At 35.8% G+C, this 24619-nt stretch carries 23 protein-coding genes; 5 read left to right on the top strand and 18 right to left on the bottom strand.

From position 1 onward, the window contains the following. Positions 1 to 66 precede the first annotated feature (66 nt). The 18 genes from B5F08_RS12435 to B5F08_RS13785 form a co-directional block, all read right to left on the bottom strand. Positions 67 to 819: a hypothetical protein gene (locus B5F08_RS12435; protein WP_143256425.1), complete on the bottom strand. Its 753-nt coding sequence runs from the start codon at positions 817 to 819 to the stop codon at positions 67 to 69. Between the two features lie 27 nt (positions 820 to 846). Further along, positions 847 to 1602 carry a hypothetical protein gene (locus tag B5F08_RS12440; protein WP_087380084.1) on the bottom strand — a complete coding sequence of 252 codons (756 nt, stop codon included), beginning with the start codon at positions 1600 to 1602 and terminating at the stop codon, positions 847 to 849. Beyond that, positions 1580 to 1957, bottom strand: coding sequence for a hypothetical protein (locus B5F08_RS12445; protein ID WP_087380087.1), 378 nt, complete (start codon positions 1955 to 1957; stop codon positions 1580 to 1582). Before B5F08_RS12445 ends, B5F08_RS12440 begins: the two co-directional genes overlap by 23 nt. Next, complete coding sequence (locus B5F08_RS12450; RefSeq protein WP_158096309.1) at positions 1915 to 2358, bottom strand: metallophosphoesterase; 444 nt, start codon at positions 2356 to 2358, stop codon at positions 1915 to 1917. The genes B5F08_RS12445 and B5F08_RS12450 overlap by 43 nt, the downstream gene beginning before the upstream one ends. A gap of 134 nt (positions 2359 to 2492) precedes the next feature. Beyond that, positions 2493 to 2615, bottom strand: a complete 123-nt coding sequence (locus B5F08_RS13655; protein WP_275532178.1) for a hypothetical protein — start codon at positions 2613 to 2615, stop codon at positions 2493 to 2495. A gap of 63 nt (positions 2616 to 2678) precedes the next feature. Continuing rightward, positions 2679 to 3245 carry a hypothetical protein gene (locus B5F08_RS12455; protein WP_158096310.1) on the bottom strand — a complete coding sequence of 189 codons (567 nt, stop codon included), beginning with the start codon at positions 3243 to 3245 and terminating at the stop codon, positions 2679 to 2681. A gap of 124 nt (positions 3246 to 3369) precedes the next feature. Then, positions 3370 to 3789 (bottom strand): radical SAM protein, encoded by a 420-nt coding sequence (locus tag B5F08_RS12460; RefSeq protein ID WP_087380096.1) that lies wholly within the window; start codon positions 3787 to 3789, stop codon positions 3370 to 3372. Between the two features lie 3 nt (positions 3790 to 3792). Further along, positions 3793 to 4074, bottom strand: a complete 282-nt coding sequence (locus B5F08_RS12465; RefSeq protein ID WP_087380099.1) for a PqqD family protein — start codon at positions 4072 to 4074, stop codon at positions 3793 to 3795. Position 4075: 1 nt separating this feature from the next. Next, positions 4076 to 5113 (bottom strand): hypothetical protein, encoded by a 1038-nt coding sequence (locus tag B5F08_RS12470; RefSeq protein ID WP_087380102.1) that lies wholly within the window; start codon positions 5111 to 5113, stop codon positions 4076 to 4078. Between the two features lie 84 nt (positions 5114 to 5197). Further along, positions 5198 to 10270: an AAA family ATPase gene (locus tag B5F08_RS12475; protein ID WP_087380105.1), complete on the bottom strand. Its 5073-nt coding sequence runs from the start codon at positions 10268 to 10270 to the stop codon at positions 5198 to 5200. A 21-nt stretch (positions 10271 to 10291) separates the two neighbouring features. Then, positions 10292 to 11860: a hypothetical protein gene (locus tag B5F08_RS12480; protein ID WP_087380108.1), complete on the bottom strand. Its 1569-nt coding sequence runs from the start codon at positions 11858 to 11860 to the stop codon at positions 10292 to 10294. Between the two features lie 20 nt (positions 11861 to 11880). Next, positions 11881 to 12471: a 4Fe-4S single cluster domain-containing protein gene (locus B5F08_RS12485; RefSeq protein ID WP_087380110.1), complete on the bottom strand. Its 591-nt coding sequence runs from the start codon at positions 12469 to 12471 to the stop codon at positions 11881 to 11883. A 4-nt stretch (positions 12472 to 12475) separates the two neighbouring features. Next, on the bottom strand, positions 12476 to 13144 hold the full coding sequence (locus B5F08_RS12490; RefSeq protein ID WP_143256427.1) for a hypothetical protein: 669 nt from the start codon (positions 13142 to 13144) through the stop codon (positions 12476 to 12478). A gap of 189 nt (positions 13145 to 13333) precedes the next feature. Then, positions 13334 to 14275 (bottom strand): hypothetical protein, encoded by a 942-nt coding sequence (locus B5F08_RS12495; RefSeq protein ID WP_087380116.1) that lies wholly within the window; start codon positions 14273 to 14275, stop codon positions 13334 to 13336. Positions 14276 to 14277: 2 nt separating this feature from the next. Beyond that, positions 14278 to 15648, bottom strand: a complete 1371-nt coding sequence (locus B5F08_RS12500; protein WP_087380119.1) for a hypothetical protein — start codon at positions 15646 to 15648, stop codon at positions 14278 to 14280. 19 nt (positions 15649 to 15667) lie between these two features. Then, positions 15668 to 17335 (bottom strand): Hsp70 family protein, encoded by a 1668-nt coding sequence (locus tag B5F08_RS12505; RefSeq protein ID WP_087380122.1) that lies wholly within the window; start codon positions 17333 to 17335, stop codon positions 15668 to 15670. An 18-nt stretch (positions 17336 to 17353) separates the two neighbouring features. Next, positions 17354 to 18889, bottom strand: coding sequence for an Hsp70 family protein (locus tag B5F08_RS12510; protein WP_087380125.1), 1536 nt, complete (start codon positions 18887 to 18889; stop codon positions 17354 to 17356). 42 nt (positions 18890 to 18931) lie between these two features. Then, the gene (locus tag B5F08_RS13785; RefSeq protein WP_158096311.1) at positions 18932 to 19171 is read right to left on the bottom strand and encodes a helix-turn-helix domain-containing protein; all 240 of its coding nucleotides are present in this window, start codon (positions 19169 to 19171) and stop codon (positions 18932 to 18934) included. 255 nt (positions 19172 to 19426) lie between these two features. Between B5F08_RS13785 and B5F08_RS12520 the strand changes: the two genes are divergently transcribed. Genes B5F08_RS12520 through B5F08_RS12540 form a run of 5 tightly spaced genes read left to right on the top strand, consistent with a single transcriptional unit; the run spans position 19427 to position 24307 of the window. Continuing rightward, the gene (locus B5F08_RS12520; RefSeq protein WP_087380131.1) at positions 19427 to 19729 is read left to right on the top strand and encodes a hypothetical protein; all 303 of its coding nucleotides are present in this window, start codon (positions 19427 to 19429) and stop codon (positions 19727 to 19729) included. A gap of 4 nt (positions 19730 to 19733) precedes the next feature. Then, complete coding sequence (locus B5F08_RS12525; protein ID WP_087380134.1) at positions 19734 to 20921, top strand: hypothetical protein; 1188 nt, start codon at positions 19734 to 19736, stop codon at positions 20919 to 20921. A 14-nt stretch (positions 20922 to 20935) separates the two neighbouring features. Then, entirely contained in the window at positions 20936 to 22279 is a 1344-nt protein-coding gene (locus tag B5F08_RS12530; RefSeq protein ID WP_087380137.1) for a type IV secretory system conjugative DNA transfer family protein, read from the top strand. Positions 22280 to 22315: 36 nt separating this feature from the next. Next, positions 22316 to 23602, top strand: a complete 1287-nt coding sequence (locus tag B5F08_RS12535; protein WP_087380140.1) for a hypothetical protein — start codon at positions 22316 to 22318, stop codon at positions 23600 to 23602. A gap of 12 nt (positions 23603 to 23614) precedes the next feature. Next, positions 23615 to 24307 (top strand): hypothetical protein, encoded by a 693-nt coding sequence (locus tag B5F08_RS12540; RefSeq protein WP_087380143.1) that lies wholly within the window; start codon positions 23615 to 23617, stop codon positions 24305 to 24307. The last annotated feature ends 312 nt before the right edge of the window (positions 24308 to 24619 follow it).

Consider the following 24619-nt stretch of genomic DNA (forward strand, 5'->3'; position numbering starts at 1 on the left):
GTAACTAAGGCGGCAACGCCAAAGGCTGCTGCCGCCTGTTTCAAAATATACTTTTAATTTCTATTTTTACACTGCTGTATCGTGTTTACACATAATTTGGGATTGAGCCGTATTTTCCCTTAAATTCGCTGTTCCAACATTTATTTCATGCGGAATTCCCAAATAACTCACTTCAATATTAGCAACTGTCTGCATAACATTCAGTTTTTCTGTCACATCAAGCTTATCCCAGAAATTTGGTTTTAAACTAACAATAGTATCAATATTTTCTGTAATAGTCTGGCTAGAATTAATTTCATATGCCTTTGGTTTTACGGACGCATTCTGTAATGTCGTTCCAAAGATGCCTCTAATTCCCAACGACAACATCATAATCAATAAAACGATCCCAATGATGCAATTAGATACACATAAGCATCTATAAATTCTATTTTTTATAATTTGTTTTGCATATCGTTTATTCTTTATTTTTCTAGTAAGATTTATAGCTATGTAAATGAATGATAATAAAGTTCCTACAACTAATGTACTTATAACAATCAATGGTACGGTAGTGTAGTATGCAATAACTGTGTATACCCCATACGGGATAACGACCGCCACTGCTTTTGTCCATTCTGTTTTTTTATATCTAAATAGAATAGTAGAAAGAATTGCTGTACAGACTAATAATCCCCACAAAATAAACTTTGAATTATAATATGTCATTCCTGGCAAGCAACGGAATAATATGCTTTTAAACCATATCACAGAGATTAAATCGTAAAATACAACTCCAGCTACGAACTCAATGTTTCCTAATGTACTCCTGTCTTTCATCGTCATGTACCGCTATGCGGTCACCTACTAAAATCCATTCCAATTTATATCGTAGACCGCAGAAAAATTTTTCCACCTATCATAACCATCCACATCCAACAGCTTAAGCATTGAATAACGGTATTTAAAGTTTTCTGGCATTTCTCCCATATTATATAATCCTTTAAAATACCGCATTGGCAGGATATCACGACAGGATGTGCTTTGCATAAGCTTGTATAAATTAGTTCTTATAAAATAATCTTCTGTTCCGCGCCCAGAATCAACGAACCAACTCAATGCTATATTATAGTATTCTACGATTTTTTTCCAACATTGCTCCTGATGATCCAATAAAATAAAAACATAGGCATCTCTGCCGCTTGATAGTGATAATCGAACAAAGATAATATTTGCTTCTAAAATAAGATGCTCAGAATTACTTTGAAGATTAATAGAATTTAATAAAATGCATTTTTTGAATTCTTCAGCTTCAATATCAGGAAAGCATGAAACAGTTATCGTTTTTATATCATCAGACACATAAAATTTTTCGATTGTTTTTTTCAAATCACTTTTCAGCCAAAAGAAATCTGCTTGTCCCGCTGGAACAAGCCAAATCATATTCTCCCCATTATTTCCGCAATTTTTATCTATTAAATTGATAGTTCCTCCGTACCAAGAAATAGCCGGCATAAAGAAGATAGTATTATTTTTTTGCTTCAACTCACTAAGAATACTCTGATAGTCATATATCTCATCTTGACGCACGCAACTTAAATCATTGATGAAATCTATAATCATACCGTTCCTCCCTCTTTTTAGTGCTACCCTCATATGGATCCCATATTTTAATTATCTTTCCAGTCTTCAAATCTCTAATTGAGCTAAATATGGCTGTTTGATTTCTCCACAAATCCAAATCCGTATGAAAGTGGCCAAAGTACCAATGTTTATATAATGTATTACGTTGAATATCATCCAAAAAAGTGGTCAGCACCAATTCTTCTGTACAATTATTTTTGATACCTAAATTGTGTAACGTTGACAGATAATATACAGTTTCAGATGGAGCTGTATGCGTAATAATATAATCAACATGAAAGTTTATTTTTTTTAGATTCTCTCTAGCATTGTTGTATTCTTCCTCTGATGGCATTTCTTGCGGCCACCAAGAAACTCCTTCTGTGCGAGAAGATTTATCGATAGAGTACCCACCCCCATGACAAAAAACAAATTATCTTCAATACAATAGGTCTCTCCTCTAATCAAATGAATAACATTATTTCGAATCTTGTGCACTCTCCCACCTGACCACATATCTTCAGGATAACTATTTAACTTCTCAAAGTTCTCATGATTTCCATCAACAAATAAGATTGTATATTTTTGTTCACTCAAATAATCAAAGAACATCTCTTCGGACCAGTATCGTCCATTCCAAAAACCAATACCAAAATCGCCACACACCAATATTGTATCCTCTGCATTAAGTACAGTATCAATTTGTTCTATCCATTTATATTGATTTCCATGAGTATCCCCTGTTACATAAATCATCTTTAATTCTCCTTCTGCCATTTTATTACCTAATTCAAATGCAATATCAGGAATTGAATGATGAAGGTGCGCCGTATTTTCGCTACGGACACACCTTCGTCAGAGATTCATGCACGAGTGATTTCAATTACTAATTATCCAAATGCATGAATGCAACGAACACAATGTCCACCATGGCATTCGCCTTTGTCATCAGCCATATTGCGCACTGCAACATCAGCTTCAACTTTCTTTACTTGCGGTTTTTCGTAAGTCATAGCTATTTCTCCTTCCTTGTTATTTATATGAAGATTATTTGGATAATCTCATATAGTTCAAAATTACAAATTATGTTTTGATACAATTTCTGAAAATTTGATTTGGTTTATATAATGATCATACCTTGCTTTAGCACTTTTGCAGAAATGTTCATCCACGTATTCCAAATCATCGTGAACAAACTGCATCATTGCTGGGCAAATATCACAGAAATCATAGGCTTCACAACGCAAGCATCTATAATTTTCAGATGCCTTCATTTTAGGATATTGACTAAAACTATTCCATATGTCGTCAAAATTTTCGAGTGTCAAAGGTTTCCCTGCATGTCTAAAAGACATACATGGACACATATTCCCCTCAAAATCAATCGCACAGCTTGCTCGTCCGAGTTTACAGCGAAATAACGGTCTCTCCTCCAGCAAATTAACTATCTCAACATCTGACTCCTCACCAAATGTTCGAGGATGTTTGTCAAACTCTTCAAATTCATATTTTAAAGAATCCCTCTGAGACACTGCATACTGTTGAACAGAACTATCATTATCAATAGATGGAAAGATTTCAAATCCAGTACGAAAAGGTATGTCGAATGTATTAGCAATCTCTTTAATCTTTTCCAATTCCAAATAATATAAGTTTAAAACCGTGGCCTTAACTGATACACGTATTCCGGCATCTAGCAATTTTTTTATGTTATTAATTATCTTGTCAAAAGCACCATTTACGCCGGTAACTTTTCTGTATGTTTCTTCACATGCACCATATAAAGATATATCTACTAATAATGGGGGGGTACTTAGAAAATACTTTGATTATTTCATCATTAATCAAAGCACCATTTGTATAGATTTCAACAATGAACCCTTTCTTTTTTGCATATAAATATATGTCCAAAAAGTCACTTCTTGTAAATACATCTCCACCTGTTAGCGTGAGAAATAACACTTCTTTTTCATATAAAACATCGATTATTCTTATAATGTCACTATACGAAAGTTCCTCGGCTGCATGGTGGTCATGTAAATAGCAATGAACACAATTAAAATTGCATTTTGGCGTGATTTCAAAAATCACAGAATACAACTGATGATTTTTTTCCCATAGACTTCTCTTATCTGTTGCAAAATCTAATACTTGCATTTTTATTTTTTCAGAGAACAAATCGTCCATAAGCTACACCTCCAAAAAGTTCTTTTGAATCAATGTTGAAACGAACTCAGAGACATCGTTATGTAGTATCTCAATATCAATATCGTCTATTATTGCATCCTTCAAAAGTTGCGATAAATCAAAAATTGTTTTATTACCATCAATATTATTCCAAATAAACATTCCGGTTTGATTTACTTCATACAAAGAGCATTTATCACCGGAATAGTTGTCTGAAATATCGATCAAAAAATACGATCCATGAATTTTTCGACAAACTATATTGTCTTTTCTATTTATTGTCATGCTACGCTCCTTGTATCAATACACTTGTATAATTATTGCAAGCCTCAACTATTTTTGCCTTATCTCCAGAAATAGTTCCAGCAAATAAAAACTTTCCTTCTTCATCCACTGCCCCGATTCCCGCTTTATTGCAAGAAATCAACATGATATTATTCCAAAGTGCGGAATCTTTTCTTCCTTTATCTAATATTTTTTTACAGTTTCCCGCTACAAAAATTTTCCCATTTTTTGACAATCCGTAAATATAAGTATTATCTGCTTCGATGGAAATTATATCTTGCCAAGACATGCACTCATTTTTAGGATCATCCTCTTTTCCAAGGAAAAATACAGTTCCATCATTTCTCAAGCCAACAATACCATCTCTGAACACTTCCACATCCTTTATATGTCCCCATTTTTCAGCGTTCTTCAATTCTGTAGTCATCGGTAAATTTTCAGGCAAAACTACACTTCCGTCATTAAGAATTCCCACTATAAATTCTTCATATGATTTTAAAGTTCTCACATTACTCCATTTTAGAATTGATGAATCTGCAGGAGATCCAGCATAAACAATTGTGCCTTTGCGAGTCACTCCATATGTACAGTTTGGAGCTGTAAGTACATAATTTATATCAGTCCAAGTTTCCGTGTTCTTTTGTCCAAATTCATTGTCACTTCCAAATACTTTTACTTTACCATTCTTATATACAACAGCGTAATTACGTTCGCTGGAATCGAACTCAACAGCATCATCTTCAATTTGAACTTTGCCACCACTAAGTGCAATATAAATTTTTTTCTTTTCGTTTTCCAGAAATGCGATTGTTCCGTTTCCTACTCTTAGGCAATGAGAATCTGACAACAAACTTCGTCTTTTTCTAATCAAATTTTGAACGGCTTCAGAAACGCTTTCTCTCCAAATTTCATATGATTTCTCACTAGCAAATAGTTTGACAAAAACATTATTAAATCCACAGTACTCACAGTCAAAATCTGAAAGTGATATTTGTTTTTTTTCTTTTCCGCATACGGGACATCTTATTACTTCACTCATTAATATCCTCCATGATACTGTTTTTTATTTGCCAATGCGAAAAATCATCATTATGACAATTAATCGCATTAGCCTTAGTTTCAATTATTTAAATACTTTTCCGAACAAGTATTTAACAGGTAAAACATAATTTATCTCTTCAATCAACCCCTCATCACCAACAGTTTGAGAGCCACAAAGAATCCCTACAATACAGCCGTCTTTTTTGGAGAAAACGGGTCCTCCGGAACAGCCCCTTTTTGCTTCCATGTTCGTATTTATTCGTTCAATTCCATTTTTAGTTTGAATGGACGATATGTATCCCTGGAACAAACTTGGTTGCAACTCATCTAAGTTATCACTTAGTCTGCCTCCAAAAGGATATCCCCAAAGATATATTGCTTCTCCTGTAAATGTTCCGGTCTGCAAAGTTCGCAAAGGTAATGCATCATATTTTCCGTCACGAATTTTCAAAATGGCCGCATCTAAATCTGTATCTTCCCAGACTACATCAGCATCTTCCCAAGTAGTACGCACATCTGCATTTTTCCTGTTTTGTAATCTCACTTGAATATTTTCTTTTCCTGAAATCACATGACTACAGGTTAATATATGTCCGTCACTAGTAATGATAGAGCCACTGCCACTCGAAGTACCATCTTCTGTTGAAGTTCGAATAAATACAACACTATCCACCTGATCCAAGTATGCCTCTTCATAATGGAATTCTTTCTTTGGCACGACAAGTTTATTCACTGGAATCGGAGAAAAAGATGCCTGTGCTTTTTCTCCTTGTGCTTTTTCCGATTCTTCTTCTTTTTCACTACGATCTTCTCTTGAAATATATTTCTTATATCGATCAGGAATGTGATCTTTTGTATAATAGCTTATCATTTCACTTGAATCAGAATCTTGTTTCACCTTAGGATTTTTTGCCCAGGCTTTTCGCATGTCTCTTTCAAGATTTTCAGCAACACGACCATTTGCCCAATTCTTCAATTTTGCATTGATCATGTTTTCAAATATCTTTGCAATTAGGTGCCTTGTTTCTTTATCCAAGAAAAACTTCTTACTATTACATTTTATTTCAAATATCTTCGTTAGTTCTTCGGATGTATAATCTTTTAAAAGAAAATCCTCGCCAAAGCGTGATTGAAAGCCCGGATTAGAGTCCAAGAACCTATCCATTTCTTTGGGATATCCCGCAGCTATAACTGCGAATTCACCATTTAGAGCACTCATTCGTTCAAGTAAAGTATCGATAGCTTCTTGTCCAAACACATCACTCATAGAACCAACCCTCTTCAAAGAATAAGCTTCATCTATGAATAAGATTCCACCCATTGCTCTTTCAACACATTTTTTTGTTTTAACCGCTGTTTGACCCTCGTACTCAGCAACCAATTCCGCTCTCGTCACCTCTACTGTATGCCCGCGAGATAACAACCCTAATTCTCTATATACTTTTCCGATTAATTTAGCAACAGTTGTTTTCCCTGTTCCTGGATTTCCACGAAGCACCCAATGGAAATTAAGATCCTCTAAGAGATCTTCTCTGTCATATGCTATGGCAGTATTTTTTAAAGCTATTAATTCTCGCAATCTGGTTTTGACATCCTCAAATCCAATCAACTTATCAATTTCATCCATAGCAGAAGTAGGAGTCTCTTCTTTGTGTAATTTACCCTTTAGGAATCTTCGTTGATCTTTTGGTACATGATTTTCGTTGAGAACTCTAATCTGTGTTCCATCTGCGCTAGTTTCATACAGTGGATTTTCCATCCAGTTATGGAGCATATCTCGTAAAAGATTTTCAACCTCACGTCCATTTCCCCACGTTGAAACAGTCTTGCGTTTTTTATTATCAAAAAAAACTTCTAATTTTGTTTTTAACTCGCCATCTATTTTGACTTTTTGTTCTTTACATTTAAGTAAAAATATTTGTACTAATTCAGAAGGCTTATAGTCTTCCAGTACAAATTTTTTCATTCTACTCGAAAGTCCTTCATTACTTCTAAGAAAATCTTCCATATCCGAAGGATACCCCGCACAGATTACAGCAAATTCCCCATTTAAGTCTTCCATTGCTTCGACCAATTCGTCAATAGCTTCGCTTCCAAATCCTCCACGAGTTCCTTCTGATTTTGTCAATGAATACGCTTCGTCAATGAAAAGAACACCGCCTTGAGCTCTGTTAATCCATCTTCTAGTTTTAACTGCTGTCTGACCCTCATACTCTGCAACCAGATCAGATCGAGTTACTTTATGTGTTCTACCATTGGTTAAGATTCCACATTCTTTATAAACTTGGCCAATAAGTTTTGCAATCGTTGTCTTTCCTGTTCCAGGATTCCCCTCCAGTACCCAGTGTAAACGTTCTGGCATATTACTTACGCCAAGCTCGTTATTTTTATTGAATTCTGCAGCTTTTAGAAGTTTACGTAGTTCTTCTTTTATTTTGTCATACCCAATAAGGTCATCTAATTTTTCTGAAGCACTGCGGTTATCAGGAACAGGAAGAGGAGTTTTTGTAAATCTAATTAAATTTACAGGTATGTCCTTTCCTGTCAGATTTTTTTTCAAATCATGAGAAAAATCTTCGCCAAATGTTTCTATTAATCTATTCGTCTGAGCATCCAATGCTCCAGGAAGAAATACGTTACGCACATAACGAGCATTTGAAAAGTCTTCATCTTTTCCATGTATTTCTACATAACGCGTCAATGCCCGAAGTGCATTTTCCTTAAAATCATCATCAGCATTAATGCCTTTGTCCTTCAACATTTCTAATAGAATAGAGCACAGCTCTGCACCATTATAATTTTCAAAATGTATGGTTTCTGTGAATCGTCCATTAAATCCGGGATTTGTTCTTAGAAGCTCATCCATTTCGTCTTCATAACCAGCCATAATAATACTAATGTCGTATCTATTATTCTCCATAAATGGTAATAGAGCCGCCAGAATTGGGGCACCACGACCAGTAGTATCTTTTTCTAATTCGTATGCTTCGTCAATAAACAAAACACCGCCAAAGGCACGTTTAGCAACCTGTGAAAAATCACCGTGGTTCTTCTGATTAAAAACTTCTGACATCAAATCAGATGCAGTATACTCAATCAAATGTCCTCTCTTCAAAAGTCCAAGATTTCTAAGAATCTGCCCCATGTAACGAGCGACTGTAGTTTTTCCTGTACCTGGATTTCCGGTAAACAGATAATGACCAGGAATCTTCATATCTCCAGCAATCATACGGCGTCTTAGTTTTTTAACCGTTTGTTTGACTTCCTCTAATCCGGTCATTGCATTCAGTCTTTCCAGAGTTTCGGCACGCATATCTTCCACTGGTCTTAAATTATCAAGAAGATTTTCGGGGATGTGACTTTCCTCTAGTATTCCAACAGTTTGATCATCTTCAACAACAGATTTTGCATTGGAATCTTTTTTCCAACTTCTGATCATGTGTTCAATTAACTTTACGGCCTCTCCGGCATTTCCCCAGTTCTCATCCGCTAAGTTGACCCAATTCTCACAGAAATTTGGAAGTTTTTGTAATAACTCATCTGAAAACCTAACTGAATTTTTTTTCGCATGAAAAAGCAATATCTTGTACATTTCTTCAGCAGTATAGTCTTCAATATGTATTTTTTCTGTAAATCTTCTCTGAAGACCTGGATTTGAATTAATAAAGGTATCCATCTCTTTGGGATATCCAGCTGCAACAACAATAAACTTTCCTTTATATTGATCCATCGCCTTCAGCAATGTATCAATTGCTTCTTGTCCGAAGTCTCGACCATTATCATTGCTTCTTTTGAGTGTGTATGCCTCATCAATAAACAGCACTCCACCCATAGCCTTTTGTATACACTCTGTTGTTTTAACCGCAGTTCCTCCAATATGCTCAGCAACCAATTGAGCTCGATCCACTTCGACTAGATGACCAGATTCCAAGTACCCCATTTCATAAAACATTTGTCCTATGAGTTTTGCTACAGTCGTTTTACCTGTACCTGAATTACCTGTAAGCACAAAATGAATCATTTCATCCTTTTTTTTCGGTTTCGGAAGATTGGGGCTCAATCTAGATGCTGTCAAATATTTAAGATTTGCTGTTGACGGTTTATTTCCAATATCATAAGCTTCTAGTGCATCTTTCACAGACTGCATTCCAATCATATTGGACAACTGATCTTTCGCTGAATCTGGTTTTTTAACACCGACTAACTCATAACACAAATCTGGTGTCAGTAATTTATTTGTTCCAAACGCTTTAAGTCTAATGAAAACTTCTTTAATTCGAATTTGATGCTCACTAAGTGACATGGCTTGACGTAAAGAAATTGCAAGATTATCTAAATCTTTCATACGAATTTTCAAGTCACACTGACATCTTAAATACATAAGCATATTCTTCAGCTCTGCAGTATTAGGGCACTCAATATTAATAATATTTGCATCCTTATCTTCACTTGCAAATTGATTAACCTTATAAAAATTCGCTAAGTTTCCATCTGTATAAAGGAACACAATAATATTTTCATTCTCGGTTCCCATTCTCTCATACCCAGCAGTTAACGAGTGCAATGGATCTTGACCAAACTCTTCGCCGAAGGCAGTCGGATCATTTATCACCACGGCGGTTTTTATCAATGCATCATGCATGTATGCATCTATTTGGCGCTTAACAAATGTTGTATCCCTCATTCCGAGATGGAGTGGTCCATTTCCACCAGTTTTTATTAAAATACCAGTTTTAAGACTTCTATCCCAGTTTTTCTCACCACTTGTTTGCACCACATCTAAAGTAGATACATTTGTACTACTCGAGCTATGAGAACTAGCGTCGGAAGATACTGCGTGTGCATGTCTTCCACGTTTTAATCCCCTGTTCTGCCTAACTAAGGTAGTACTGTTCTCAACTTCAACAGTTCCAGCTTTGCGATTATTACCATTTACTCTTAAAAGCGCAAACGAATCAGCATCATAACAATAAAGCTTATTATCCTTATCATAAAATACGATTCTTTCATAGCCACTCTTTTTCAATTCCAAGTATGTAAGTTGTTCAATATTCAACTTCAATCCGCCATCTGTATAAAATTCATCTGCAGTTAATCCTGTAACAAAAAACAAATGTCTCCACGAATTTTCAGGTGTAAAATAATTACTTCCCATACAATTCACCTTTTAACTTTCTTAGTTTCTTCTTACACGAGATGCCACACCATCCGTATTACTTGTGCCTTCTGGCAGTGTTGCTCTTGCCTTTTCATCACCGCCTTCAACAGCAGCAATATTACCGACTCTCGCTACCTCTTGTGAAGTTGCATCGCCAAATCTTCTAGCACAAGGAAAAGAACAACCTTCTACTCCTGAAAGTCTCAACTTCTCCGCAACTTCTCGTGCAATTCTATCCCTAGTCACTGGATTATTATCAGCATTACCCACGATGAGTTCTATATGATTAGTAACAATTCCAGCTTCATCTGGTATTGGAGTGATAACTACCGCAACTTGATCACCTGTATTAGGGTTTTGGAAGATTGCATGATATTCTTCTCTATCTTCACGTCCAAAAAACTCACCATCTGAATCAATCATTTCATAATTTGAGTCTAAAATATTTCCTATTTTAGCTGCAGTTTCGTATCTTGAAACTGACATAGCAACATTGATATGGGCAGCATTTTCTATAAGAGCAAGCTGTTCCTGCAAAGCACGCAACTGTTCTTCCTCCGTTTGAAGTTCAGTTCTAGTCATGAAATTTACATTTTGAATACTACTGCGTAAATCAGCTATCTGATTTCCCAAAATAGAAAGCTGACCAAATGTCCAATAATCAATGCCATTACTATATTCAAGAACTCCATCGGGGGTATCGATTTCATATACTCTATTTTCAGCTGACTCAAGCTCTTGAAGTAACTGTGATTCTCTAGATTTTACAGCGTTGTACCAGTAATTCCACTCAAGTTCGGCAACCACAAGTTCTTCTTTCATATCTAAAGCATCGAAAAATGCGTCTCTGCCAGAAGTGATAGAAGATTGATATTGACCACCACTGATATCGTCATTTGCTTGCCTAATTTTTCTTTCAAGAACGGAAACTCGCTTCTGATTCAATAATTGTTCTCTGAAAGATTCTCTTATCTGATTCAACATCCTAGCTGCTTCCTGTGCCCAGTATTCTGCAAGTTCTCTATCGCCCTGGTCTCTTGTAGCAATCTGCTGTGCCAAAGAATTTACTTTTTGATCCACAGCACTAATCTGACCTTCCACCCTAGCACTAACGGTGCTGATATTTCTCTGCAATTCTTCTCTTTGTCGTTGAAGTTTCTGATCTGTTTCTGTTCTAAGCTGAGTTAATCCTCTTTGCATCTCACTGCGTGTTTGTCTTATTTCATCTTTTAACCCTTGATGCTCTGCTTGAAATTCAGTTTCAAGTTGGTGGATTTGTGCTTCATGCTGACTTTGCATTGCATTTATTCTTTGTTGCTGAAGCCTCTCTCTCTCCTTAACTTGATTATCAAGTTCTCTAATAGTTGCACTCAACTGAGTGCGATCTCTTCGAGCGGCGTCTTGCTGTTGCTGCATCTGTTGTAATAGTCGCGCATTCTCAGCTTGCTGCTGTCTTCTAACCACATCAAGTTCTCTTCTCAAAGTACTATTCTGAGAAGCTTGATAATTTGCTTGGCTTGTCATCGATGAAATTTTATTTCGCAGCTCTCTAATCTGTCTTTGCTCTGGAGTTTCATAATGGCTCATTTTATAATTACCTCCGTTATTTAGAAAATAGTATTCTTAAACCTTTCCAAAACCTCTGCAGATGGCACACCAACCATACTAACTTTTTCTTCTTGAAAGAAGAATTCAACCTCCGCTGGTTTTGTTCCGTATTCCCTTGAAAACTCTTTATACCTTTCAGTCAATGGTATTGCTCTCTGATTTGAAGATCCCCGCAAATTTTTACCATCATTCAGAGATTCATCATATGCACCATCAACAAGCAAATCGCATTTATCTAATAATTTTAGGAAATCGTCATTACTACTCTGTACGAGTTCCTCATATGTAAATCCAGTATAAATAATAACTCCTAAATCAATCTCTTTTCGGATTATTTCTATTAGCTTTGTTAATTGTTTTGCCTGCAAAAATGGCTCTCCACCACTAACAGTTATTTCTGTTCTTCCGGATAAAATAATTTTTGAAGCAAGCTCTTCAACAGCCATTAAATATCCTTTATCTAACGGCTGACTGTCTGGAGTCATGCAACCATGGCAATGTCTTATACAGCCTTGGGTCCATATTCCAAATCTTAAATCCGGGCCAAGTTTTGTAATACCATCTTTAATATCATAAAGTCTTATATCCATATGCTTACCCAACCATACCTGGTTTTCTTCTCTTTTCAATTTTAGCCTGTAAAGCTTCTATATCACTGATAAGATTTTTTAACAAAGAATCATATTCTGCCATCAGGCGTTCCCCAGTATTATTCATAGAATCCACTTTCTTATGGAAGCTTTCCATATCAACATATCCTTCTTCTTTAATCCCATCTTGGATTCTTTGATATTCTGAATAATATGCAACCATTTCTTCATATGTTTCTTTTGCAGTATTAACTTCCTTTATGAGCCTTTCAATATTAGGTTCAAGATTTTCAATATCATTGGTTACCTTTTTTAAATCAGTTTCCAACAATTCAATTTTCTTTTTGATATCCTTTAATTTTGCCTTTAGTCCTTTTTCTTTTTCAATTAATGAACTATATTTTTCTTCTTCTGCCTTCAACAAATGCTCTGCATTTCTAATGTCACTATTAACATCTGCATTCTCTTTCTCTGCATTCTGAATTTTCTCATCCAGCTCTTTTTTTCTGGTCTCAGCGTTTCTTAATGATGCCAACACTGTTTGCAAAGTATCTGATTCTTCCAAATCCAAGTATCCGGTATTCTTCTTAAAAAAGCTATCAACCCTACCTGTAATTCCCAAGTATCCAGCAAAAATACTGTCAAATTCAGATTGTGAGATTGTTTTCGGCATGCTGCTTTCCACCGCTCGGAGCAATGAAGCGCAGGTTGATAAAGTAGCTACTATTAATTCCGTATTATTTTTACTAGTTTCAAACAATTTTGCTTGCTGCTCCAACTGTTTTCTCAGTAATTGTCGATTATCTGTACTCATTCCTTACACCTTATCCTCACAACGTATTATATATTCACTTATTCACTTTCACGAGAGTTTTACATTGTAAATTCTCGTTGGAAATCTGCATCTGCGAATAAACAATGTATCCTCATTATCCTTAAGTCCAATTGCCACATCTATCAGATCACTTCTTGCCGGAGCAATAGAATACGGCAATGAAATATTTATGATTGTATCGTCTGCCCTAATGGATAATTTATCATCATCACACAATAGCACTGGTTCAGAAAAAACTAATTCAGCAACGTTAGATTTTGCATTTTCTTTTGAAACTGTATAAATTGCATCAAAAGAATTGGACTCTGGATTGAACGCTAAGAGTGAGTATGTGTGTTTCAAATTAGTCATAGCGTTATATAACAGCATTCCCTTTTCAACAATATCTGTATAAGAGTCGACTAATTCATCATTTCTAAATCGTTCATCCGGCAACATTGGATCATATGATAATTTTTCACGTATGTAATACATTGCTAAATACATCTCTTGAGCCTTTCCCAAGATGATAATATTTGTATCTATCATTTTATCTGCTGACACCAAAGCGATTGCATGTGAAAGCAATTTTGCTATTTTTTCTTTTAGAACAGTTAACTTCTCATCTAATTCTGCGCATGAAATTGTTATGTTTGAAAAAGAAAACGCCTCGGCATTTAAAGACTTTCCTGACAAGAAATAATTGCGAAATGCTTTATTTGCAGAAGCCAATTGTCCTTCGATTTCTGCTTCAATATTAAGCCTATGTGAGTTCGAAATCATTTTATTTAACGCTTCATTCACAACTGACCATAAATTCTCACTATTTTCCTGCCAACTTTTATCTAAACGAATATCCGTTTTCCCATTACAAACACAATATCCACATGAACTATCATCCAAATCAATAATAAGATAATCTTTTATAGACGAATGTTTTTGCTGAATATAATCATACAGTGAAGCAGCTTCATATTTTGTAATACTCATAGTCAGCTCTCCATTTCTACTTTAACAACCGCTGGTATCAGAACATCATCTCCAAGGTCATCACTAGCTTTCTTTGCAATACCTGGAACAACACATTCTTTAATAAGTTTACCTCCATACTCTTCATCTTCATCATCTGGAATGTGCCAAGTCTCATCGAATTCATCACCAGGATTAGGATAAAAGACATATAAATCCAGTCCATTTAATGATAATTCAAATCTACGTAAAAACGTGGTCAAAGTCTTATTCAATTTCTGCAACCCCGCGATTCGGATCTCTGAATCACCGTTTTCATCAACTTTTTTATCTGTCAGATCATCACTCATTTCAACAGATAATGGTTTAAAAAGAATCTCTTCGCGGAGCAGTTTATCCACATTTATTATTCTGTATAACTCAAGGAATCTCTCTGACAAAGGTTTGATTTCCTTCGGAAACAGGGAAATCTGCCAATCATGTAAATGTGAATAAAAATCAGATTTAACATCATTCATTTTGCTTATTGTATCATCTAACGCTTGTATCCATCTTGCCTGAACTGCATTCGTTACATCACACATTTCTGTATGAACTGTCATGGCTCTGTTTGAATTTTCAATATAAGCATCTGTGAATTTTCGCATTTCATCGTTTAGCTCTGACTTATATGATTTCTGTTCTTCCGTCAGATAGCGTGAAACTAATTTTTTCGCCTGGTTCCTTGCCGTCTCACTCACCTGCTTGGTTACGCTATCATCAATTTCCTTGGCTCTTGCTTTAGCTTCTTCGATTATTCTACTTGCCTCTGCATTTGCGTCATTTGTAATTCTCTCTGCTTCTGCCTTAGCCTTTGATATTATCTTTTCTGCCTGTTCATTAGCATGTTCAACAACATCCCCGTTTTTCTTTTTTTCCTTCTTCTCCGTGCTAGTTACAGCATCATTCTCCACTTCGCTAGTATGTGCATAATACATTCTAAGGATTTCCCTTGTATTGTGAATAATTTCATAAAGTTCCTCTATATGCATAAAATCCCTATTGAGTTCACAATCAGACCATTGAATCTCTCTTCCCATGTTGTTACAAACATGAGGTATAAAGTTCTTATATCGTGGATCTTTTTCTACATCTGTTAACGTGTTGTTTTCAAAGCCGTTATTAATATCCACTAAAGCTGCACAAACAACTACATCCAATGTTCCAGTGCCTTTCTCAAGAATTCTATCCAATAACTTACAATGTCCTGTCGTTCTTATCTCATAAATCACAGCATTTCTAAATTCTATAAAAAACCTTTTACTGTCACTTCTACTTCCGCCCCAAAAATTTGATTGATAACCATTTTGGTAAATTTCCCACGCAGTAGCACGCTTTTTTTGATTATTAGCCATATTTACTTGTCCTCCTTTATTATATAATCTTAGATAAGAAGTCTGATGTTGTCTTTCTAACAGTTTCGCCAGTTTCAGCACGAAGTTCAACCTCAATACCATAGTTTTCTAATACAGTAATTGAAAGTCCATATTTCTTCCCAGGAATCACATCGAATGGAACCCATAAAATTGAATCACATTCTCCAATAGTCGCAGATTTCAGATTTCTGTTTTTTTCTTTTGAACGATACACTTTCACTACTACTCTAGGTGAAGCAGTAAAAAACTCGACCCTATTCGAAGTTGTCGGACGGGGGCTTCCACTTTGAATCATAAACTCAACTTCACCTTCCAGGTTATCTTCTGAAGGCATCCATAATCCATAACAACAGTCCGTCAACTGCTCCATTATTTGATTCGTTTTTCCAGATTCTGTGCTAACCTTCTTTTCGTCAGGTGCTTTTGTTGTTCTAGCCTTATTGACTTTAGAAGAACCGGGATCTAGTTTTGGCGCAGGTAAAGGTCTAGGTGCCGGTACAGATCTCGGAATTCCATAAGCAAAACGTGCTGCTCCAAATGATACTGCTTCACTCGGTCTATAAAGAGCAACCGGATACTCATCTTCAACTAATTCCTTCAATCCATTCAATACCATTGGCATCTGACTAGCACCACCGGATAGAACAATCGCATCAATTTTAATTCCTGCTGACGATGATTCATCCAACACACTTTGAACAAGCTCCAATGTTTGAATTAACAAATGCTCTGTAAGTTCTTCAAATCGCTCTTTTGTTATTTCAACTTCGCAATACTCATCTTCATTTATGACAGATGCAGATACGGTTTCATTAGTGCTTAATCCGATTTTCACCTTAACTGCTTCCTCTCTAACAATTTCTCGCTGTCTTTCATTTTTGGGTGAATAACCATATTGTTCCTCAAGCACATTAATTAACTCCTGATATAAAACCTCATCAAAATTTTTACCACCGATTTCAGGCAAACCAGCCTTAGAATGAAGAACATACGGTGTTCCTTCATCCTGTGCAGTGACAACAGCGGTGTCAAAAGTTCCATGGCCCAAATCATATACTAAGACTGTAAATTTTTTCTCTGTTATACGAATTTCTTTTGGTGCAACATGCTGCATATAATGTAGGTAGTCAATTGCTACTGCTGCGGGTTCTGGCAATCTTCCCAACACATTAATTTTGTTTCCATTAATTTTAATTTTTTCGATATTTTTTTGCATCATTTCCAAAAGAGCAACATTGTCTGCAAATGCCGCTGGGAATGTGAATACGACGTCATACACGGGCTTTATATTCTTATTCTTTAACTGCTCTTCAGCCAAATATATTAAATCTCTCGTAATTGCCGAGTATATTTCTCCAGTTTCCACCGGTTGCTCAACATTTGGAATTTTTATGGTATTCTCTTTAAATCGCGTTTTTATAGCACGTACCATTTGTGCAGGATTACTCTTATAAATTGCTTCAGCTGTCTTACCATCCTTAAAAACTATTATTTCTTTTCCTTCAGGAGGAGCGACGTATGCTGCAGTCGGCATACCAATCCCATCAAGCCCATACTTATGTGGAAATAAAGAAATCGGATCTTCATCTTCATTCATAAGCAATGATACGTACCCGTACCCATTTCCAATGTCACATCCTAATACATACTTTTTTTCTCCATTCATATCAATACCTCTTCAAAATCAGCTAAGATTTTTTAACTCAATAGTATTTTTAATCGGTGGTTTACCAGGTTTATCCACCTCACGTGCTTCAATAGTAAGTATCCCTAATTTATCAACACACAAACGTGTTTCACTTTTTGTTCCTTTTGGGACCTCGGCTCCATGATCAAGTGTTACAGACATAATCTCTTTATAATCCTCAAAAACTCTCTCTTTATCAGGATGGGAATTTACAGACTCATAAACTCTAAATTGAGAATATCTCTGATTATCAAGAAGCGTACAGGAATGTTTGTAATCTCCTGTATAAGGTATAGGAGTTCCAGCTTTTATATATGTTGAAATATGACCTTTTTCATCATATTCTGATCTATAGAACCTTATTCCAAGGTCGTATGCGGTTCTCTTTTGAACCCTGTGTATATCTGGATCATTCTCAAAAGTACCGAAACGTGCCGCACCATATGCAATTGCACGGCTTGGGCGAAAATACACGATTTTTCCTTTAAAATTAGGAATCTGTGCCTCCAGTTCTCTCTGAACCATTGGCATCTGACTAGCGCCACCCGTCAAAAGTATGAACTCTGGCTGCTGATTAGGATGATCATTAAGAATTTCTTTTGTTGCCTCGATAGTTTTCATTAACAAATCTTTAGACGCAGTTTCAAATTCGCTTCTTGTAACTTGGGCTGACAAGTAGTCGTCATTATAAACTAATTCGGGCTCGGCATATGTGTCAGAGCTTAAGTCAATCTTTACAGTTTCAGCCAGAGTACGAAGAGTGCTCTTATGTGCTGGTTTCAAAGGAACATTGAATTTTTTTGCCAACAAGTTAAACATTATCTCATCAAACTCTGATCCACCGACTTTAGCAAGGCCTCTTGTATTAATAATGTCATAATAATATAAATCACCAGAACTATTACGTTTCCCTGCAGGATATGCGGAAACTAAAGCAAGGTCAAAAGTCCCACCACCCAAGTCATATACAAGAATGGTTGTCTCTTTAGTACTTTTTGAAAATTCAGCAAGATAGTCCAATGCTGCTGCAGCAGGCTCTGCAATCGTTCCATAAACCTCTACTTTTGTGCCATCAGCTAAAGTGGCCTTTTCTGCCAACTCAATTAATCTTTGACGCTGAGCAAAGGTATAAGTTGCGGGGTAAGATAACGAAATCAAATTCGTTGTAACCTGATATCCCGATTTTAGTTGTTCATTTGCTTTTCGCACACAATGTTGTATTACTTCTGTAATAGCCGCATCATATGGAATAGTTATATCTCCGCCATCTAATGTCATTCTTTCTCCCAAATGACGCTTAAGATAACGTACTCTGTTCTCCACTGGTTTCGCACGATTTCTTACAGCATCTTCTCCACATAAAGTTCCAATTTTTTTAGAATAAAAGAATACGCTAGGTATACCGTCATTCAATCCTTGTGGAAGTAAATCATGGACAATCCCTCCCATTTTTGTTCCTTCATCAAAATCTGAAATATAACATGTAAAGGAATTGTAATTTCCAAAATCTAGTCCAATTACTGGTTTCGCCATAATATCTTTCTCCTTGCTTATTATTTCTATTTCTTCAAATAATTATTTTTTAAGTTCTTTCAACGATAGATTGTCCGAAAATTCTTTTCGTTCATCAGGGACATTGTTTTCTACATTAAAAAAATAATCTTCAGATAGTCCAAACACTTTAGCTATATTTACCTGTGTAGTTTTGCGAGGAATAGATGCTCCAGATTCCCATGCAACGACTGTCCTTTGTGAAGCACCTATTTTCTCTGCCAGTTGCTTTTGAATCCATGATTTTCTAGCTCTTAAAACCACTAATTCTTGGGCAATATTTTTTCCATATTTACCTCCGAATCAATCTATATATACAATTTTATACAATAAAATTATATCATTGTTCGTGTAGTTTCTCAAGAGGATTTATGAAGTTTCATGCAAAATAACCATATTTTAATATTGTAAATTGACGTATTATGACATTTAATGATGTCTAATATTGCATTTTATTATACCATATGTTATAATAAAAATATATTTTTAGACTTTAAGTCATCAAATATGGAGGTTAAAATGATTACAAATATAACTAATCAAGAATTAGAACTCTTTCTTGCAAAAGAGCACCCCGCATGGCATGCACAAAGTGTGCATAATCACGCAAACGAATATTTGACATCCATTGATGAAAGGCTTGCTATTGCTATCGAAGCGTTGGTTAAATCTGGAGAGCGAATCGATTTTCAATATGGAGAATTTTCGTTATATTTAATCCAGGCTCTTCGTCAAAATTGTAGTTATTGGGACGCAATCATTCTTATGGATGCATATATTAAAGACCCATTAAATGGTAAGGCATTAATACTGCGAAGGTGATTATATGGGTATCTACAACACTAATTATGAAAATTATTCTCAATCTCAATTAACTGCCTTATTTAGTTCGGATACATGGAAATCCTTATCCTTTTCTCAGCGATTAAATGCATGTCAAGAAGTCGAAAACAGATATGCCGCAGAAAATAATGTTCATCCATGCACAATCACATACCAACCTATGAATGGCGCTTGCTATGGTTGGCAAAATGGCAATACCATATGTCTCAATTCGTACTTATTACAGGACGGTCAATTTTGCACTGATTATAAAGATTCCTACGGCAATGTACAATCAATTAGAACTGATGTACTTGCTCCAGGTTGGAATACATTAGACACTGTTTTTCACGAAGGAACTCACGGTATTCAAGAACAATCAGGAAGAATGCCTTCAACATATATAAGTCCAGAAATGGATGGTGATTTGTATCGAATTCAAGGAATAGAAAAAGAAGCATATGCGAATGGACAAATAAGAACATTGGAGGCACTGTCAAACTACGAGAAAGAAGTCGGGCACATGGATCCTGAGCGCAGTGAGTATATCGCTTCTATCAAAGCCGACTCATTTCAAGCCGCGCTGATTGATGCGTCACAAAATTACAATGACCCAAACATTGAACAAACTTTGCAAACTGTTATAAATGACAGAGAAAATGGTATTTCTCGTACTAACACGTCCGAAAGTTATGATGCGATCAATAATTTATGTGATGATTATGGCATCCATTCATCCGCAGACGTTTCAACCGTGAGCAGCACTCAAACTATACAGCCTGATTCCGAAAATTCAGAAACAGAAGTACAATTGGATGATGGACTTTCACACACAGATCACGAAGCCAGCATCGCTTACCAGTTAGATGACGGGCTTTTGGATTCAAGCACTACAGAAACTACTACTGCCAATACAGCAGAAACTCCTTCATACGAAGATGGCAGCGAAGAATTTGATACAACCTATTCTTCTGACGAAACATTAAATGATGATGGATTCGATAACTTCACATTTGATAACGCAACTCCTGAACAAGATGATGGATTTTCGTACTCAGATACAACTAGTGACTATGGCAGTACTGAACAATCGTATATTTCAGATGGCTTGGATGATAGTCTTGGTACAGATTCCGTTTCCTCCTCTGATGTTGATTCCACTGCTAGTAATGAATCAGGCTATTCTGAGTAAGAAAGGAAACATATATGAGTGTAAATAGCGAAAACAATTTATATGGTTCTTCTATTAACAACAGCACGTATCACAGAACCGAAAATGAACCACGCCTATTTTTCAGAAGTCAATCAAATGGTAATATATTTGCCATTGATGAGCCTTCTGTATTTAAAAACATTTTGCTTCTTGGCGGTGCGGGAAGCGGGAAAACAAATGTAATGAACCAAATTGTTGCTCAAGTACTCAACTGGAACAGATCCGAGGGTCGCACAGGAGTAAGCTTGATATTTGACACAAAAGGAGATTATATAACGCACAGCAATTTTCGAGAACCTGGTGATTATGTTATAGGAAATGATAGCAGATATCGTAACGAGAGTGTAACTTGGAATATATTTGAAGAAGTTTTAGCTGATGGTCCACTTCCAGTAGATTACGAAGCAAACGCACGAGAAATTGCTAATGTGCTTTTCAAAGACAGAGGTTCAAAAACACAACCATTTTTTGCAAATGCCGCAAGAGATATTTTTGCAAATATGATTATATATTTCATACGTAGAAATAGAGATAACCCTTTAAAATGGAAAGATCAGTTAAACAATTACGATTTTGTTTCTTTTCTTTTGCGTAAATCACCTTCTCAATTTGTACAATATTTCAAAATATACCCAGATATGCATGGCTTGATATCTTATATTGGCGATGGAACCAATAATCAGGCACTTGGCGTGTTCGGTGAATTAAGAAGCATGTTATACGATTGTTTCCAAGGGGTTTTCTATCAAAAACCCTCTCGTGCCAATCCATCATTTTCCATTCGACATGCAATTCGTTCAAAACAGGGAAAAACAATTTTTGTATTGTATGATATGTCTTTAGGCGAAACAATGATTCCTATTTACAGACTTCTTGTCGATTTAGCCTTAAAAGAAGCATTAAGCACAAATTCAAACGGACATACTCATATTTTTCTTGATGAATTAAAACTTCTTCCCAAAGTATCTCACTTGGAAGATGCACTTAATTTCGGGCGAAGCAAAAAAGTATCTGTAGTTGCGGGGCTTCAGAGTGTGGGACAGATTTATTCTACATATGGTAAAGATGCTGGACATGTAATTCTTGGTGGTTTCGGGTCGGTAATTGCTCTGAAAACAAATGATTACGACTCCAGAGAATATGTTTCTCAGTTGTTCGGTCCAAACATTGTGGCCTATAGATATGAGAACGGAAGCAATACGCCTATCGATCGTGAACGAGATGGAAGAACAGTCGAACACTGGCACATACAAAATTTACAAGTAGGTCAAGCCGTTGTTGGGTTAGCGTCTCAACCAGATCCGTTTTTCTTTTTCTTTGAAGAGGATCGATATTAACGTACATTAGCATGATTTAGATTGAGGAGAAAAAATATGGCACACATTAATCATTATAGACAAGTAAATAATATTCAGCGTCTTTCTGTTCACGAAGCTATTTCTCCAAGATCTTCAAATGATAGTTTTGGAGCATTTGGCGGATATAAAAATCAACGAGATCTTATTGGATTGTATGAAATCAGCAGGAACATCGGTTCCAAGGGTATCGTATTAATTCACAACGATTCTAACTTTGAGTCAAGATTATCCGAATTATATACAATCAACCCCGCAATTCGTCAAAGAAGAGTTGCTCCTCAAATGTATTTAGCAAACAGCCATGGAAGCCAAAATTCATTTTACGATCCACTATATGGATTATCTTCGAGCGATGTTCTTGATGTAATTGCTCCTATTCCTCATGATAGTCGTACTCTCGCTGAGGTGCAATCTGTTCGTTCCGTTTTGGCTGACTACCTTGAAATCATTAGTTATCAATTCACAAAAAACAGCAACGCTTTTGGCAACTATCCTTATAACCTTGATTTACTGTATGAAATAACAAGTATGTCTTTCACGGAGTTGAATAGAAATATCCTTGCTTACCTTCCAGCCCAGCAGTTTGATAATTTAACACGAAGACTTTCTGCTCCTGAGGCTCAGCAAAGAGTATTTAACGCAGTAAGATCGTTTTCACTTGCTTTAGAAAAATGCTTATGGAAATATAAAGGTTTTTCAAAGCACAGCCAGTTGAGTATTATTGATACAGTACTGTCTAGAAATTTAATCAGCATATATGTGCCAGGAAGCAGAAAAGAAACTCTTGATTATTTAGCTGCTGAATTTAAGTCTTTAAACGATCGAAACATACCATACTTGCTTGTAACAAGTAATATTACAATTAGCGAAAGCCCTGAATTTCAAAAGCTATTTTTAAATGAGCATTCTGACTTACCATATTCCACCGGTATATTATCCGAGGATATCTCAAGTGTTATTGGCGCTGGTTCAACTACTAATAATAGTTTTTCAAATAATACTGCGCTGTCCTCGTTTTTTACTCAAACACAAGAGATATTTGTATTTTCTTGTTCCAGCACTTTAGCTGCCGCACCATTTTCAGATGGGATTGGTAATTACTATCGCCAAGTATCAGAACAGCATAATGAAACACACATAGAGCCTTTTCATATTTTTTCATCACACGGATACGGCTCAGCACAGAGAGAGGTTCAGCAGGCTATAATTAATCCAGAGGAACTAACATCTTTAGGAGATGGCTGTCTGATATATGGGAGCAACCATGCGATTCCTATACTGGCGAATCATTTTATATTTTAGAGAGGTATTTAAATGGCTTATATATGTGATGATTGCAAATATATTTTTCAAAACAAACGATCTAGTTGCCCGTTTTGCGGCGGAAGGGTTTATAATAGTACCCTTCTCGAAAAAAATTTACTTAATGATGGATACATGCAGGCACCAGTTAAAGCTACAAAAGAAAATCATCAAAATCATGTAAAATCTGAAAACCCTTATGATGATCTGCGTCAAGCTTTCTTTAATGCTCATGTGACGGATTCTTCAAAAAGTAAAATTCCTGAAGTAGCACCTGCAACATCAGAAAGTCTTCCTCAAAACAATAAAGCTACACCATCTGGCACTGACTTTTTTTCACAATTTTCAGGAACTCCGAACAGTGGAGGCGATATTCCTACGGTGGAAGTGCCTCCACAAACACAACAACCTGAAACTCTTTCGCAAAACGACCCATATGAGCAAGAGCTACAAGAATTAGAACGGCAACGCAGACGTTTAGATAGGCGATATAGACGAAGATCAGCATTAATTTTCATTTCAAACATTAGATGGAGAGCTATTTTTCGTATTTTGTTTGTAATACTTCTAATCATCATTGCAGTTACAATTTGGCAAATGCGCTATGTTATTTTTAACTCAATGATTAGTTTTTTAACGAGTTTGCTACCGATTATCATAATCGTATTGATTTTATGGTATATTTTCCGTTCTCTTTTTCGTTGATTATAACTATATTAACAAGAATCTTTAAATTTAGTTTGTATGATGATCTTTTGCTGTTAAAATAATGAACTTTGTTTATCCATACGTTTACTTATTTTCAATTGGATTATTCATCGGTGTTTCAGTTCTTTACATTTAACGTTTAATAATATTATTATAATTTTGGGGATCGATAAAAGCTTTACGATGATTAGAGAGATCTTTTCAAAATCTGTTCAAGGAAACCATAGCGGAGTTTATGGAAAACGGACTTGAGGCAGAACTGGACGAAGAGCTGGGTTACAGCAAATACGACTACAAAAACAAAGACAC

This window comes from Anaeromassilibacillus sp. An172, from assembly GCF_002160515.1.
Classification (GTDB): domain Bacteria; phylum Bacillota; class Clostridia; order Oscillospirales; family Acutalibacteraceae; genus Limousia; species Limousia pullorum.